The sequence below is a fragment of the Streptomyces sp. NPDC028298 genome, assembly GCF_055565895.1.
The window spans coordinates 100123-113793 of sequence record NZ_JBVHTL010000005.1; the positions used below are offsets into that span (position 1 = coordinate 100123).

The 13671-nt window shown below is 69.4% G+C and carries 12 protein-coding genes, 2 tRNA genes and 5 pseudogenes; 10 read left to right on the top strand and 9 right to left on the bottom strand.

Annotated elements, in window-relative coordinates:
• Nucleotides 1–2 precede the first annotated feature (2 nt).
• From ACZ4TO_RS23120 to ACZ4TO_RS23145, 6 genes are all read right to left on the bottom strand, one after another.
• Nucleotides 3–1607, bottom strand: coding sequence for a sensor histidine kinase (locus ACZ4TO_RS23120; protein WP_382782981.1), 1605 nt, complete (start codon nt 1605–1607; stop codon nt 3–5).
• Complete coding sequence (locus ACZ4TO_RS23125; protein WP_382782984.1) at nt 1604–2344, bottom strand: response regulator transcription factor; 741 nt, start codon at nt 2342–2344, stop codon at nt 1604–1606. Before ACZ4TO_RS23125 ends, ACZ4TO_RS23120 begins: the two co-directional genes overlap by 4 nt.
• Nucleotides 2345–2469: 125 nt before the next feature.
• Entirely contained in the window at nt 2470–3363 is an 894-nt protein-coding gene (locus ACZ4TO_RS23130) for an amidohydrolase family protein (RefSeq protein WP_468025306.1), read from the bottom strand.
• Between the two features lie 43 nt (nt 3364–3406).
• Entirely contained in the window at nt 3407–3757 is a 351-nt protein-coding gene (locus tag ACZ4TO_RS23135) for an antibiotic biosynthesis monooxygenase family protein (protein WP_468025097.1), read from the bottom strand.
• 148 nt (nt 3758–3905) lie between these two features.
• Nucleotides 3906–4820: a DUF2797 domain-containing protein gene (locus tag ACZ4TO_RS23140; RefSeq protein WP_468025098.1), complete on the bottom strand. Its 915-nt coding sequence runs from the start codon at nt 4818–4820 to the stop codon at nt 3906–3908.
• An 84-nt stretch (nt 4821–4904) separates the two neighbouring features.
• Nucleotides 4905–5411 carry a hypothetical protein gene (locus tag ACZ4TO_RS23145; RefSeq protein ID WP_382782992.1) on the bottom strand — a complete coding sequence of 169 codons (507 nt, stop codon included), beginning with the start codon at nt 5409–5411 and terminating at the stop codon, nt 4905–4907.
• A gap of 316 nt (nt 5412–5727) precedes the next feature.
• Here ACZ4TO_RS23145 and ACZ4TO_RS23150 point away from each other — a divergent pair.
• From ACZ4TO_RS23150 to ACZ4TO_RS23170, 5 genes and pseudogenes are all read left to right on the top strand, one after another.
• Nucleotides 5728–5886: pseudogene (locus ACZ4TO_RS23150) on the top strand (helix-turn-helix domain-containing protein); the annotation flags it as partial.
• Between the two features lie 645 nt (nt 5887–6531).
• A complete protein-coding gene (locus ACZ4TO_RS23155) occupies nt 6532–7398 on the top strand; it encodes a hypothetical protein (RefSeq protein WP_468025321.1) in 867 nt (288 codons plus the stop codon).
• 339 nt (nt 7399–7737) lie between these two features.
• Complete coding sequence (locus ACZ4TO_RS23160; protein WP_468025099.1) at nt 7738–8805, top strand: FUSC family protein; 1068 nt, start codon at nt 7738–7740, stop codon at nt 8803–8805.
• Nucleotides 8806–9277: 472 nt separating this feature from the next.
• Nucleotides 9278–9469: pseudogene (locus ACZ4TO_RS23165) on the top strand (helix-turn-helix domain-containing protein); the annotation flags it as partial.
• 6 nt (nt 9470–9475) lie between these two features.
• Nucleotides 9476–10117 (top strand): TRADD-N-associated membrane domain-containing protein, encoded by a 642-nt coding sequence (locus tag ACZ4TO_RS23170; RefSeq protein ID WP_468025307.1) that lies wholly within the window; start codon nt 9476–9478, stop codon nt 10115–10117.
• A gap of 447 nt (nt 10118–10564) precedes the next feature.
• Here the strand turns inward: ACZ4TO_RS23170 and ACZ4TO_RS23175 are convergent, their stop codons facing one another.
• Complete coding sequence (locus ACZ4TO_RS23175; protein WP_468025100.1) at nt 10565–10873, bottom strand: hypothetical protein; 309 nt, start codon at nt 10871–10873, stop codon at nt 10565–10567.
• Between the two features lie 144 nt (nt 10874–11017).
• Here ACZ4TO_RS23175 and ACZ4TO_RS23180 point away from each other — a divergent pair.
• From ACZ4TO_RS23180 to ACZ4TO_RS23195, 4 genes and pseudogenes are all read left to right on the top strand, one after another.
• A pseudogene (locus tag ACZ4TO_RS23180) lies at nt 11018–11221 on the top strand (hypothetical protein); the annotation flags it as partial.
• Between the two features lie 416 nt (nt 11222–11637).
• A pseudogene (locus ACZ4TO_RS23185) lies at nt 11638–11868 on the top strand (bifunctional DNA primase/polymerase); the annotation flags it as partial.
• Nucleotides 11850–12050: pseudogene (locus tag ACZ4TO_RS23190) on the top strand (DUF3631 domain-containing protein); the annotation flags it as partial. The pseudogenes ACZ4TO_RS23185 and ACZ4TO_RS23190, both read left to right, overlap by 19 nt.
• Nucleotides 12051–12145: 95 nt before the next feature.
• Nucleotides 12146–12391, top strand: a complete 246-nt coding sequence (locus tag ACZ4TO_RS23195; RefSeq protein WP_468025101.1) for a tyrosine-type recombinase/integrase — start codon at nt 12146–12148, stop codon at nt 12389–12391.
• Nucleotides 12392–12507: 116 nt separating this feature from the next.
• Here the strand turns inward: ACZ4TO_RS23195 and ACZ4TO_RS23200 are convergent.
• Nucleotides 12508–12580: transfer RNA gene (locus ACZ4TO_RS23200), tRNA-Arg, on the bottom strand.
• A gap of 239 nt (nt 12581–12819) precedes the next feature.
• A tRNA-Ser gene (locus ACZ4TO_RS23205) sits at nt 12820–12910 on the bottom strand.
• 157 nt (nt 12911–13067) lie between these two features.
• Between ACZ4TO_RS23205 and ACZ4TO_RS23210 the strand changes: the two genes are divergently transcribed.
• Nucleotides 13068–13658, top strand: coding sequence for an SSI family serine proteinase inhibitor (locus tag ACZ4TO_RS23210; RefSeq protein WP_468025102.1), 591 nt, complete (start codon nt 13068–13070; stop codon nt 13656–13658).
• Nucleotides 13659–13671: the final 13 nt, after the last annotated feature.

Here is a 13671-nt window from a genome sequence, read left to right on the forward strand (position 1 = left end):
CGTCAAGCCCCCTGTCGCACCCATGTGCCGGTGCTGTGCTGCGCCTGTGAGTGCTGTTGCCAGGAGGTTTCGAGGGCGACTGCGGGCAGATGCAGGGTGAACACGGTCCGTCCGGGGGCGCTGTCCACGGTCACCGCGCCCCCGTGCGCGGCGGCGACGGCCTGCACGATGGCGAGCCCGAGACCGGTCGATCCGGAGGCGCGCGAGCGCGAGGAGTCGCCTCGCGCGAACCGCTCGAAGACGCGTGGCAGGAGATCGGGCGGAATGCCGGGGCCGTCGTCCTGGACGTCCACGCACAGCCACGGCCCGTGCCGGTGCACCCGCGCGGTGACGGTCGTCCCCGGTGGGGTGTGGGTGCGGGCGTTGGCGAAGAGGTTGACCATGACCTGCTGGAGGCGTGCGGCGTCCGCCGCCACCAGCGCGGGCTCCTCGGGCAGTTCGAGCCGCCAGTTGTGGCTGCGCCCGGCCGCCCGGGCATCGCTCACGGCATCGATCACCAGGGGGACGAGGTCGGTCTGCTCGTACTGCAGCGGCCGCCCGGCGTCGAGGCGGGCGAGCAGCAGCAGGTCCTCCACGAGCAGGGTCATCCGGCCGGCCTCGGACTCGATCCGTCCGAGCGCGTGCCGGGTGTCGGGCCCGGTCTCCTCGCGGCCGCGTCTGGTCAGCTCGGCGTACCCGCGGATGGAGGCCAGCGGGGTGCGCAGCTCGTGACTGGCGTCGGCGACGAACTGGCGTACGCGCATCTCGCTCTGCTGGCGTGCGTGCAGCGCGCCGTGGATGTGGTCGAGCATGCGGTTGAGCGCCGCCCCGACCTGTCCGACCTCGGTGTGCGGATCGGCCTCGGACTCCGGCACCCGCTCGTAGAGGGTGACCTCGCCGGTGTGCAGGGGCAGTTCGGAGACCCGGGTGGCGGTGGCGGCGACCTTGCGCAGGGGGCGCAGGGCGAGGGTCACGATGGCCGCGCCCGCGAGGGAGGCCGCGGCGAGACCGGCGCCGGTGACGCTGATCTCGACGTAGATGAGCGTGGTGAGGGTGTTGGTGACGTCGTCGGTCGGGAGCGCCACGTAGAAGGCGCCGTTGCGGCCCTCCTGGTACAGCACGCGGTACTCGCCCCGGCCGGGGATCTCCACCGTGTGGGCGTGTCCGTCCTTCGCGACGGAGGAGAGGGCGGTGAGCTGGCTCGTCCCGAGCTTGAGCGGCGTGGGCTGCTTGACCCCGTTGGAGTCCTTCTTCCCCACGCTGACTATGCCCTCGGTGACCTTGCCGTTCGTCACGGTGGCGCCGATGGCGCCCATGGCCTGGCCCCGGAGCACGAACCCGAGGGGATCCTTGGCGATCACGTCGTCGTCCGGAGGGTGCACGGTCCCGCCGCCGGAGGGGCCGCCCGTGGGGCCGCCCACCGGGCCCGCGGCGCGCATCGCCGCCTCGGCGACGTTGTTGTCGAGCTGCTCGTACAGGTGGGTGCGCAGTGCGATCGTGGTCACGGTGCCGATCACCGCGCACACGACGGCGATCAGCGCGACGGACCCGACGACGAGCCGCGTCCGAAGGGTGCGCGGTTGTCGTCCCCGCCTCTTCTGTGCCCGCGGCCGCCGTCGTCCGCTCATGACGTCGCGGGCTTGATCAGATATCCGGCCCCACGCCGGGTGTGGATCATCGGCTCCCGCCCGGCGTCGATCTTCCGGCGCAGATACGAGATGTAGAGCTCGACCACGTTGGCCTGGCCGCCGAAGTCGTACGACCACACGCGGTCGAGTATCTGGGCCTTGCTCAGCACCCGGCGCGGGTTGCGCATCAGGAAGCGCAGCAGCTCGAACTCGGTCGCGGTGAGGTGGATGTTCGCCCCGCCGCGCGACACCTCGTGGCTGTCCTCGTCCAGGGTGAGGTCCCCGACGACGAGCACGGACTCGGACCGCCGGTCGGCGGCGCCGGAACGCCGGATCAGACCGCGCAGCCGGGCCACGACCTCCTCCAGGCTGAACGGTTTGGTGACGTAGTCGTCGCCGCCGGCGGTGAGGCCGGCGATACGGTCCTCGACCGCGTCCTTCGCGGTCAGGAACAGCACCGGCACGTCGGGCTGCTCACGGCGGAGCCGGCCGAGCACCGTCAGGCCGTCCATGTCGGGCAGCATCATGTCGAGCACCACGGCGTCGGGCCGGAACTCGCGCGCGGTCTGCACCGCGCCCGTCCCGTCTCCCGCGCTGCGGATCTGCCAGCCTTCGTAGCGAAGGGCCATGGACAGCAGCTCGGTGATCGACAGCTCGTCGTCCACCACCAGGACTCGGACGGGGCTCCCGTCCGGCCTCAGCAGTTCGGTGCGCCCCTGGGGCGAGGTCGTGGTCATGCCGAACACCTTGCTGGGCCCCGCTGAGAGCATCCTTTCGCCAACCTGTGATTTCCCTGAGAAACACACAGGTGCCTCTCAGGGAACTGCTGGGTACCGCTTTCCGCCGGCGCGGGCCGAGGCCCTCAGGCGTCGCGCAGACCGAAGAGGCGGGCGCCGTTCTCGTAGCAGACCGCCCGCAGCCAGTCGTCCCCCAGACCGAGCCGTCGCAGCGCGTGCAACTGGTGGACGTAGGGGTACGGGATGTTCGGGAAGTCCGTCCCGAGGAGTACCCGGTCCCCGAGGTCCGCGAGGCGGGGCAGGAGTCCGGGCGGGTAGGGCGCGAGCCGCTCGCTGAAGTCGGTGAACGCCATGGTCGTGTCGAGCCGCACCTCGTCGTACCGCTCGGCGAGGCCGAGGAAGTCCTCGTACTCGGGCATCCCCATGTGCGCGAAGACGAACCGCAGCCGGGGATGCCGGCGAAGGACGGCCGCGGCCGGTGCCGGGCCGGTGTACTTGCCCGGCGAGGGCCCCGAACCACAGTGGATCACCACGGGGATCCCCGCTTCGGCGAGCAGCCCCCAGGCCGGGTCGAGAAGCTCGTCCGCCGGGTCGTACGCCCCCACCTGGACGTGCGCCTTGAAGACGCGCGCGCCCGCCTCCACCGCCTCGCGTACGTACCGCTCGACGCCCGGCTCGGGGAAGAGGGTCGAGGTGTGCAGACAGTCCGGTGTCCGGCGGGCGAAGTCGACGGCCCAGGAGTTGAGCCACTCGGCCATGCCGGTCTTGTGCGGGTAGAGCATCGCGGTGAAAGCGCGTGCGCCGAACTCCCGGATCAGCGCCAGCCGTTCGTCCTCGTCCGCGCGGTAGGCGATCGGCCACTCGATGCCGCCGGTCAGTTCACCGAGCCCGTCGAAGTAGTCCCACACCTTGCGCAACACCCGCTCGGGCATGAAGTGCGTGTGGACGTCGACGAGTCCGGGCAGCCCGAGCCCCTGCCAGAAGCCGCGCACGTCCCGCGCCTCGTCCCGCACGTCCACGTCCTCGGTCTCCTCGGTCTTCTCGCCCGCCGCGCCCTCCCGGTCAGCCGTCGGCACGCTCGAACCCGTGGCTCCGCTCGACCTTGGCGATGTGCAGGGTGTAGCGCTCGTACCACTCGGCACGGCCGCGCCGCTGCGCCGCCCGGTGCTCGGCGTGCGCACTCCACTCCTTGATGGCGTCCTCATCCCGGAAGTACCCGACGGTGATGGCCAGTCCGCCCGGTGTCCGCGCGTAGTCCATCCCGAGGAAGCCCGGGATCTCCTTGACCAGCTCGTCCATGCGCTCGGCGGTCTCCCCGTACCCGCCGTCGCCCTCCGTCCTCACGGAGGTGAACACGGCGGCGTAATAGGGAGGCTCGAAGGCCGCGACAGGCGCGGGAGAGTGATCGCTCATGTCCGCCACTCTCGTTCCGGGCGCGCCCCGTCGTCCAGCGCCTTTCCGAACGGGATCCGAAAGGGATCGAAGTCTTGACCTTCCCGCCCGCCGGCCGTCCGCACGTCCTCGACCGCCCCTCTCCCCCCTCTCCCTCTCTTCCCGCCCTTCAGAACAGCCCGTCCTGAACGCCGGTGTCCGGCGCGGGCGACTCCCGTACGGGAAAGGTGACTCCGAAGCCCTGGTCGACGTCCGCGGCCCCGGCCCCGGTGCCGGTGCCGGTGCCGGTGCCGGTCAGGACCCACCCCGTCATCAGCCGGGTGTCGAGCACGACGACACCCCGCCCGGTGAGGAGGTGCAGATCGGGACCGACGGCGGCGCGCAGCTCGCCGGCGACGGAGCCGCCCGCGGCCAGTTCACGCACGACCGCCTGCGCGGGAGCCAGCCCGGCGAGCCCGAACAGGTCCGTGTGGTCCACGGGCTCGAAGGGGGCGCGCGCGACCGACTCGGGCCAGCCGTCGAGCTCCCCGGCCCGCGCATGCAGTTCCCGGATCTCGGCGACACGCTCCTCGGCCCCGGGCAGCACCGCACGCACCGCCCGCTTGCCCGCGTACGGGATCCGGTCCGGCACCCCGAGCGCGGCCCGCAGCAGTTCCTCGGTCCGGCGCGCCGCCATCAACGGCCCCTGCCCCAGCCAGGTGAAGGTGACGGCACCCTGTTCCAGGAGCCGGACGGAACCCCGCTCGACCCGGGTGATCCCCACCTTGACCAGGCCGGGCCCGAACCACGCGAGATACACGCGGTACGGCCGGGGGTCGTCGGCCAGCGTGTCGGCGGCGACGGAGTGCGCGCGGTCCAGGCGCGCGCACTCCTCGCACCGGGCGCCCGTGCCGCGCGGCGAGACGACGGCCCGCACGGGACACGCGTTCCCCCGAGCCCCCACACATGTCCGCACACCCCCGTCCACGACACCGAACGCGATCCGGCGCCCCCGGACCAGCGGACTGGTCCGTCCCCCGCCCCAGACCAGCACGGCCCCGTCCCCCGACCACCGCACCCCCGAACACACCCACTCCTGCCGCACACCACGACAGTAGAGGTCCCCACTGACATCGGCCCCGGCCTGCGGGAACGCTCACGCGACGCACAGGCCGGAGGCGGCCGCCGGCTACTTGACGGGGCTGATGGCGACGATGCGGTGGTTGGGGGTCATGACGACCGAGAGCTTGACCGTGCCGCCTCCCTGGCTCCAGTTCAGGGTGACGAGGGCCTCGGTGGAGTCGCCCTTGCTCTTCTCGGTCACCGTCCAGCGGGCCGGGATGCTCTGGGCGCGCAGGACGCCGTCCGCGTGGTTCGTGCGCTCCCAGGCCGCCAGTCGCTTGCTGAACGCGGGGTCCAGGTAGTGGGCGCGCAGGTCGCCCATCAGCTTGGTGGCGGGGTCGGAACCGTTCTGGGCGTCGATGTAGGCGCCGTAGAAGTCGGCGATGCCGGTCAGGGCGTCACCGGTCTTGCCGCTCACCGTCCGCGGGGTGGCGGCGGCCGCCTGCGCGGTGCGGTGCGGCGCGTCGGCCTGGGAGGCGTGAGCCGAGACGCCGAGCCCCAGGCCCAGCGCGAGGCCGGCGGTGATGGCGGCGATACGGCGCAGGCTCCGGCGTCCGGTGGTGTTGCCGTGCATGGTGTGTCCCTCGTTCCGGTTCGGTGCACGTCGTCGCGGGGACCGCCGGCGCCCCGTCGAGGGTGCGTCCGGCCATGGGTTCCCGTGGACGAGTGCGTGGTCTGGATGCCGCTCCCCTGAACAGGCCGGCCGGTCGGGCCGTACCGCTGGTGGCGACGCCAAGAGCATCGGCGGCCCTGGGAAGCCGCGGCAACGACCCCCGCCGGATCCGCAACGGTGGAACCATCCCAGGGCGGTTGACGTGCAGAGAGATGGGTCCCCTGGGATGCCGTTCCGGGACGGGACGGACCGATACGAGCGGAGGTGGGCACGGGCCATGGCCGCGGCCGACGACGACGTGACGAGGTTCGCGGAGCTGCTGGCGCGCCTCAAGACCCGTACGGATCGCAGCTACGCGGCCCTGGCCCGGCGCCTGGACATGAACGCCTCCACGCTGCACCGCTATTGCGCGGGCGAGGCGGTGCCGCTGGACTTCGGCGTGGTGGAGCGGTTCGCCGCGCTGTGCGGAGCCTCGCCGCAGGAGCGCGTGGAGTTGCACCGCCTGTGGATCCTGGCGGTCGCGGAACGAAGGCGCTCCCGCCCGGCCGCGGCCCGCCCCCGTCCGACGTCCGCGGGCGAACCGAGCGTCCCTGAAGGCGGTTCGGAGGGCGGCGCGAACGGAAGCGTGAACGGAGGCCCGAAGGGCGGCGTGCCCGGAGACGCGGAAGCCGGCTCGTCGGGGCTCGGCGGAAACGGTCCGTCAGGGCCCGGCGGGAACGGCTCGGCGGGGCCCGGCGGGAACGGCTCGGCGGGGCCCGGCGGGGCTCCGGAGCGGCGGCCCGCGCCCGAAGCCCAGGCACCGTCGGCGCCCCAGGCACCGTCGGCGCCCCAAGCGCCACCGGGACCCTCCGCACCTCGAACGCCAAGCTCTGGCCCCGTCACCGCGCCCGCGCCGGACACGGCAGCTCCGCAACACACGCCGGAAGATCAGGACGGACCAGGGTCGGGCGGGTCTCGGCCGGACGGGTCAGGCCCGGACGGGTCAGGCCCGGACGGGTCAAGCCCGGACGGGTCAAGCCCGGACGGGTCAAGCCCGGACGGGTCAGGGCCGGGCCGGCCGAAGGCGCCAACCGCACCGGACATGGCACCCGGAACCCCGAACCCGGGCGAGCCGTCCTCGCCGCCCTGGTACCGGCGGCGGCCGGCCGTCGTGTCGGCCGTCCTGGGCGGCGTGTTCCTGCTGACCGCCGCCGGGTTCGCGGCGTTCTCCGTGTTCCCGGGGTTCCCGACGCACGGTTCTCCCGGCGGCGGAGCCACCCCCCGCAGCGGTCCGGCGGCGTCGACCGGCGGGGCCTCGGCCGGGCCGTCCGCCCGAGCCCTCCCCTTCACCTGGACCGTGAACTCCCACGTGTGGGAAGGGGACTGCGGCCACGACTACGTCATCTCCAAACCGCCGGGCCAGGTCCCGCCGCCCCCGCCCGCCGAGGACGCCGAGGTCTGGGCCAACGCCCAGGACGCGGTGCACGGCGGGGAGACGATCGTGCGGGTGTCGGTGCAGGGGCGCAGCCCGGCCGCCGTCGTCCTGGAGTCCCTGCACGTCCGGGTCGTGCGCCGTACCGCGCCCCCCGGCGCCGGAGCCTTCGTGTACGACACGTCCCTGGGCTGCGGCGGGAACACCGAGCCCAGGTCCTTCGCGGTGAATCTCGACGCGCACACCCCCGTCCCCCGGGCCGTGGCCGGCAGCGAGGGTAACGAGACCCTGCCGGCGCGGAACCTCCCGTACCGCGTCTCCGTGGACGACCCCGAGGTCCTGCTCGTCAAAGCGGGGACCGAGCACTGCGCGTGCGACTGGTACCTCGAACTCGACTGGTCCTCGCAGGGCAGCACCGGAACGATCCGGATCGACGACCACGGCCGCCCGTTCCGCACCTCCGGCATCACGGGCCTCCCGCTCTACCGGTACGCCGATTCACCCGGCCGCTGGATCACGGAGTCCCCGCGGCACTGAGTACCGAGTCCTTTTCCTTCCGGCCTCGAAGGCTGCTCCATGGCTCCACAGAGGTCGATCGCAGACGGCCGGACAGGTCGCGCCTCACCCTGAGAGACGCCAAGTGGTGGGGCCGGTTGCCGCTCACCCTTTGACGCCCTTGCCGGAAAGGGTGAAAAAGGGGCAAGTGTCCACGGTTTCGCGGTGAGTCTTTTCGTGATGAACCTCAGCCAATCGGATAATTCGACACCTCAGCGGCGTGCCTGATGGCCAAGACGAGAGAGGGCGGCCGTGGCGAGCGAGAGCGGACGAGCAGTACAGCCCGTTGGCAGGGGGAAGGCCAAGAGGTGGCTGTCGAAGGTGTTCGAGTTCCATCCCGCAGGGCTGAACTGGCCGCGAGCGGTGGCCTTCCTGGATGCCGGGCTGGTGCCGCTGTTCGTCTTCTGGGCGATCGGCCACGAGGTGTACCTGCTCAGCGCGGTGTTCGGTCTGCTGTTCGCGGCGCTGAGTGACCCGGGAGGGAGCTACGGGCACCGAGCTCTCTCCGTCGCCGTCTTCGCACTGGTGGGTGCCGGGGTGACCGCGCTGGCGTTCGAGATCGGGGCGGACGCCTGGGGCTGGATGGTGCTCGCGGCTTTCGTGGTCACACTGGCAGCCGGGCTGGCCGTCGCCCTCGGGGTCCACCGATTCATCAACGCCATGCTGCTCAACGTCTGGTTCGTCGTCGCCATCGGATACGAGTTCGGCGTCCACAAAGCGGTCCACGTCACCAGCCACATCTGGGCCCAGGTGCTCGCCTGGAGCGGAGGCGCGGCGCTGTGGATCGCGGTGACGTTCCTGTGGTGGCTGATCCGGGGACGTACGGATCAGAACCAGCCCTTCTCGGAGCTCCCGGGCGACAACTCACGGAGGAAGCTGACCCCGCCGCTGATCCTGTTCGCGGTGATCCGCGCCGTGGTCATCGCCGGCACCGTGGCGCTGGCGTTCGGACTGGATCTGACGCACGGCTCCTGGATCCCGATCGCGGCCATGGTCGCGATGAAGCCGAGCCTGGAACAAGCCGCGCTCGTCAGCGCGCAACGTCTCGTCGGAACGTTGATCGGCGCGGTCGTAGCCGGATTGCTGCTCCTGGTGCCCGCCGGCGAACACGGACTCAGACTCTTTGCGGTCGAGCGCGGCCTTGAAGTGGTTGCGCTCGTCCTGCTGATGCACGGGGCGGGGATCCGCTTCTGGAACTACAGCTTCTACAGTGCGGCCATCGCCGCGGGCGCGCTCATCCTGGTGGACCTTCCGCAGCCCTCCGACTATGCCGCCGAGGGCTACCGGTTGCTCTGGACGTTGTGCGGCGTGGGATGCAGCCTGATCGTCCTGTTGCTGGCGGGGCTGCTCGCCAAACGAACGGGCAAAGCGCGACCACAACCGACCTGACGGCCAGACGGCTGTTCGCCGTGCGCCCAGCGCCCTGGGGCCGAAGCGGACCGGCGCAGTGCGGCTTCGGTCGGCATTGAGGTCAAGAGACACCCGGACACAGACCTGCGCGCCCGGCGCGTCAACGCAAGAGGCCCCCGGATCATTTCCGGGGGCCTCTTGCCTGTGTGCACTCGGCAGGATTCGAACCTGCAACCTTCTGATCCGTAGGCGTGTGAACCACCATCACGAACCGCTAGCCTGCTGAGGTTTCCTGGCTTCCTCATAACAAGTGTGTGTGCGGTCGTGCTCCGGTGTGCGCTCTCGTTGATGTCAGCTGTTGATGTCAGGGAGGAGCCCCCAACTGCCAGGTTCGACCCAGGGGGTCGCGCCATCCGACCGGCTAGGGCTACAGCGATCTACGGCTCCAGCAGAAGCAGCAGACGACGAGGATGCAGGCATCAGGCACGTCTGACTAGCACAGGGGAGACCGATGGTGACCACTTCAGATTCGAGCGACTTGCCTCCGTCGCTCAATACGGAGCTGAGGCGACTGCGCCGCGAACGCGGGCTCTCCATAGCTGACCTATCAGCAATTACTACCATCAGCCCTAACATGCTCCAAAGGGCCGAAAATGGGCACACAACTCCGTCACTAACATCCGTCAGGATTCTTGAAAAATTCTACAGAGTGGACTACCTCCGCAATCTCTGGGAAGAAGCCAGAAGCTCAAATTCCGGAATTACAGTCCTGGGCGACAACGCCGTAATTCACACCAATAGCATTGCTGTCGGCGACACCAAGCCAAGTGAAGCCGCTCCCAATGAGCAGAAATTGACCCTTCCGGCACAACGGCAAGCTTTCCACTTCAACTATCTAAATCGCCTGCTTACGCATTCCACGGTCATGTTCTGGGTAAGCGTCGTTTTCATGATCCTTGGCGGAATCATTATTCTCTCCAGCGGAGCATTGGTTGCTTTCCGCGATGGCGGCCTAGGGGTCAAGTGGGTTACGGGCCTATCGGGAGCCCTAATCACGACGGCAGGCGGCGTGCTGCACCGTCAAGCCCGACTGAAGGAGGCTCAGGTTACCCAGGAGGCCGGAGAAATCGCCACGAAAATTGATGAAGACGATCGATTCGACAAAGCAACCGCACTGATTGAACGCATCGAGAATCCAAAACTCAAGGATCAGCTGAAGACTACTGCCGCAATGACACAGCTTGGCCTGAGACCCGATGCTGACGATATGGCTAAGCGGCTACTTCCAATAGACGAAAGCCCTGAGATTACTGCCCGGCGCGAATCCAACGAAGAAGGTAGCGGCGAGTAGCCTCTCAAGTAGGAGACCCACGTGAAGCCCAAGGGGGACCCGAGACATGTTCCCATAAGAACGTGTCCTAGGCGCAACCCCAATACCTGAAGTGAAGGCTCGAACACGAGTCATCAGATGTCGCCCCCATCAGGTGTTGACGCCAAGCACCTGCCCGGCGGAATACTGGAAGAGCGAAGGCCGTGATCAAGCGCAGCCACTTCCACGGCTGACCGGGACGAGAGCAACGCTCCCTAACAACGGTCGTTGAGGCCCCGCTGCCCGATTCGGGAGAGCAACAAGCCTCGGGCCGTCCCTATGACTGCGAGGAGGACGAACTCCATGGTGAAGGCTTTCCCTGCCGCGCTCCAGGTCGGCGCCTGAGCGAGCAGCATCCACCCCAGTGCACCCAGCACGGACAAGATACAGCCGCCCACCACGCTTTCCAGCACGATCCTGCCCACGCCGCTAACCCAAGGCTCCCAGGTCTGCGCCCGCAGGACGCTTGCTCGCCCGGATCAGCCCGATGCTGAGAGCCAGGCATAGGACGCCGACTCTTCGTACCGCCGAATGCATCAGATCGCTGGACGCCATCTCGCCCGCTGTCATCAAGGACATGCCGACGGCGGACACCAGCGCTCCCACGCCGTAGGCGCGCTTGTACTTCACACCCGACCGGATGTTGGGAAGCACCCAGCCAAAAGCGATCGCTGCGATGCCGCCAACGGCGGCCACCAGGGCCCACAGGGCAAAGAGTGCTGCGAGGCAGATGGCCATGGGTCCTCTCCGAGTGCCGCATCCAGGGCAGACGCCCGCGTGATCTTTACAGTCTCCGCACGCTACGTCCACACCTGCCCGCAGTCCGCCGCCACCCCGTCAATCGAACAGGACCAACTACTCGGACGCGGGGACGTGTTCCTATTTGCTGCCTTGTGCGGCGGACTGCTGGTCCTGACGACGTTCATCAACGCACTCACCGCGCTCATCACCCAACTGATCACCCTCGCCGCCGTCATCTTCGGCGGCTGGATCGCCGTCCAGATCTTCTCCGCATCCGGCCCCAAGGGCGGGACCACGGTCGACATCCGCAAACCCGTGATCAAGCGCAATCTCTTTCACGGATAATCCGCGGCTACCCACGCCCCAGTTCCTCATCGAGCACACGCGGCCAGTCCTCGTGTCCCAGACCACCCGCCATGAGTAGATCGCGCCAGTCCGCACGAGCGAGGCGGACTGCCGACCGAAAGCGGTCGACATCTCCCGCCGCCAACACCACGGCCGCGGCCAATAGCCGCTCCAAGTCCTGGCGTGAGTCTTCGAGTTCGGCCCCCAGTACCCGCAGGGCCCCAAGCACTCCCCGCGCATCCTCGGCATCCGGGAAGTCACGCCGGATCCGGTCGTGCAACCGAGCACTGATCAGATCCGCCGACACCCCATCCGCCCCTCCCCGACTCAGCGACAAACAGGGTGGCCCGCGTCTCGCCAAAGCCTCGGACCGCCCCGCCACCCAGCATCCATCCACGGAACTGGAGACCTCCAGCATGACGCAACTGACCGACAGTCGGCGAGAGTCCTTACTCGCCGCAGCCCTGACGGCCGCAGAACGCGGCTGGCACGCCTTCCCCCTCCGCCCGGGCACCAAGCTCCCGGCACTGCACGGCGAGCGGACATGCACCCGAACGGACCCATGCGCGAACGGCCACCGGAAGTGGGAGCAACGCGCCACGACCGATCCCGACCGTATCCGGGCCGCCTGGTCGCGGGCACCGTTCTGCTCAATGAGGTGGAAGCCGTCCACCAACGCTTCAACGTCTTCCCGCACGATGCCGCCTACGTCGCAGCGCCGTGGGACGCACACGCCCACCTGCTCGACTGCTTCGACTTCCCCCCTTCCCCCCGACTCGCCTTCCTGTCCCTGGAGCCGGGGTCGGGGAAGTCCCGAAAGCGCAAGGTCGCGGGGCGAAGTGGAAGCCGACACCGGGCCAGCCGGCCGGCCTCGTCTTCACCACGACGACCGGTGGAGTCACGGACCCGAGGGGCCTGGACCGGATGCTCACGATCCTGTGCCGTAATGCCCGGGTGCGGCGGGTCCGGGTGCACGACCTCCGGCACACCTGCGCGTCCCTGCTGCTCGCTCAAGGCGTCGACGCCCGACCCATCATGGAGACGCTGGGGCTCAGCACGATCACCATGACGCTGGACGCCTACGCGCACGTGATGAGCACGACGCTGCGCGCGGCTGCGGATCGGATGGACGACGCGTTGGGCGACGACCCCAAAGAGAAGATCTTGTAGTCGGGTGCCTTGATGAAGTCGTCCGCGCGGCCGATGTAGGTGATGTAGGCCGCGTTGATGTCACCCGCTGATGTCAAAGGCCCCGCCGGTTCAACCGGCGGGGCCTTTGATCTGTGTGCACTCGGCAGGATTCGAACCTGCAACCTTCTGATCCGTAGTCAGATGCTCTATCCGTTAAGCTACGAGTGCTTGTTCTGTTTTTGTTCTTGCCTTCGCTCCCCGGGCTTTTGCCCCGCTCGCGGCGACAGGAAGAACATTACATGACTGCCGCCGCCATGTGAAATCCATTTGCCTCACCCCTTGTGAGCTGGGCAAACGTGCTTCCGGGCGCTCGCGGACGCCCTGGGCGCGGGCGCGCTCGGCAGGTCGCGCGGACCCCTGGAACGCCGAAACCCCGGTCCAGTGGACCGGGGTTTCGGATCTTCGCGCGGAGGCGGAGGGATTTGAACCCTCGATGGGATTGAAGTCCCAAACCGCATTAGCAGTGCGGCGCCATAGACCGGACTAGGCGACGCCTCCCGCACAACCCCTCACGCGAGCGCGAGTGGTGCGTGCAGATGATGACACAGACGAGCGCGGTGTCACCAATCGCCCCCCACGGTACTAGGCGGATACGCCGCACTGCAAAGCCCCCGCGAACACGCAACCGGGTGGGTCGCTCCGCGTTAGGCAGGTCATGTTGCGCCGACTGCTCCTCACCGCCGCCGTGTCCGCCTCCGCCGCGCTCTCCTCGGTGCCCGGCGCCGTCGCGGGGACCCTCTCCGACGCCCCCGGAGTGTTCCCCGTACCGGCGGCGTCCCCCGCCGGGTCCTCCGCCGCGTTCACCGGCGGACCGGCGTCGCTGTTCCCCGCAGGGACGCCGTCCGCGCGGGCCGTCGCCGCCGCGTACGGCCTCGTCGCGCCGGCGCTCATGCCCCCGCCGGCCCGTCCTGAGGACTCCTCCGACCGGCTCACCGTCACCGTCGACGGCGTGGGCGGCGGCGCGGACGGGACGTTCGAGCTGGAGTGCCACCCCGCCGGCGGCACCCACCCGCACGCGGCGGAGGCCTGCGACCGACTGGACCGGATGACCACCTGGGGCAAGGACACCTTCGCCCCGGTGCCGCCGGACGCCCTGTGCACGATGGTCTACGGGGGTCCGGCCACCGCGCATGTCACCGGGACATGGGCGGGGCGCCCCGTCGACGCGCGCTACGACCGCTCGAACGGGTGCGAGATCTCGCGCTGGAACGCCCTCGTGCCCGTCCTGCCCGGCACCCACGCCTAGGTGCCGCGGACCG

Coding starts and splice junctions, on each gene's coding strand:
- ACZ4TO_RS23120 (WP_382782981.1), bottom strand. CDS start 1,607: ATGAGCGGACGACGGCGGCCGCGGGCACAGAAGAGGCGGGGACGACAA.
- ACZ4TO_RS23125 (WP_382782984.1), bottom strand. CDS start 2,344: ATGACCACGACCTCGCCCCAGGGGCGCACCGAACTGCTGAGGCCGGAC.
- ACZ4TO_RS23135 (WP_468025097.1), bottom strand. CDS start 3,757: ATGAGCGATCACTCTCCCGCGCCTGTCGCGGCCTTCGAGCCTCCCTAT.
- ACZ4TO_RS23145 (WP_382782992.1), bottom strand. CDS start 5,411: ATGCACGGCAACACCACCGGACGCCGGAGCCTGCGCCGTATCGCCGCC.
- ACZ4TO_RS23155 (WP_468025321.1), top strand. CDS start 6,532: ATGGCACCCGGAACCCCGAACCCGGGCGAGCCGTCCTCGCCGCCCTGG.
- ACZ4TO_RS23175 (WP_468025100.1), bottom strand. CDS start 10,873: ATGGCCATCTGCCTCGCAGCACTCTTTGCCCTGTGGGCCCTGGTGGCC.
- ACZ4TO_RS23195 (WP_468025101.1), top strand. CDS start 12,146: ATGCTCACGATCCTGTGCCGTAATGCCCGGGTGCGGCGGGTCCGGGTG.
- ACZ4TO_RS23210 (WP_468025102.1), top strand. CDS start 13,068: ATGTTGCGCCGACTGCTCCTCACCGCCGCCGTGTCCGCCTCCGCCGCG.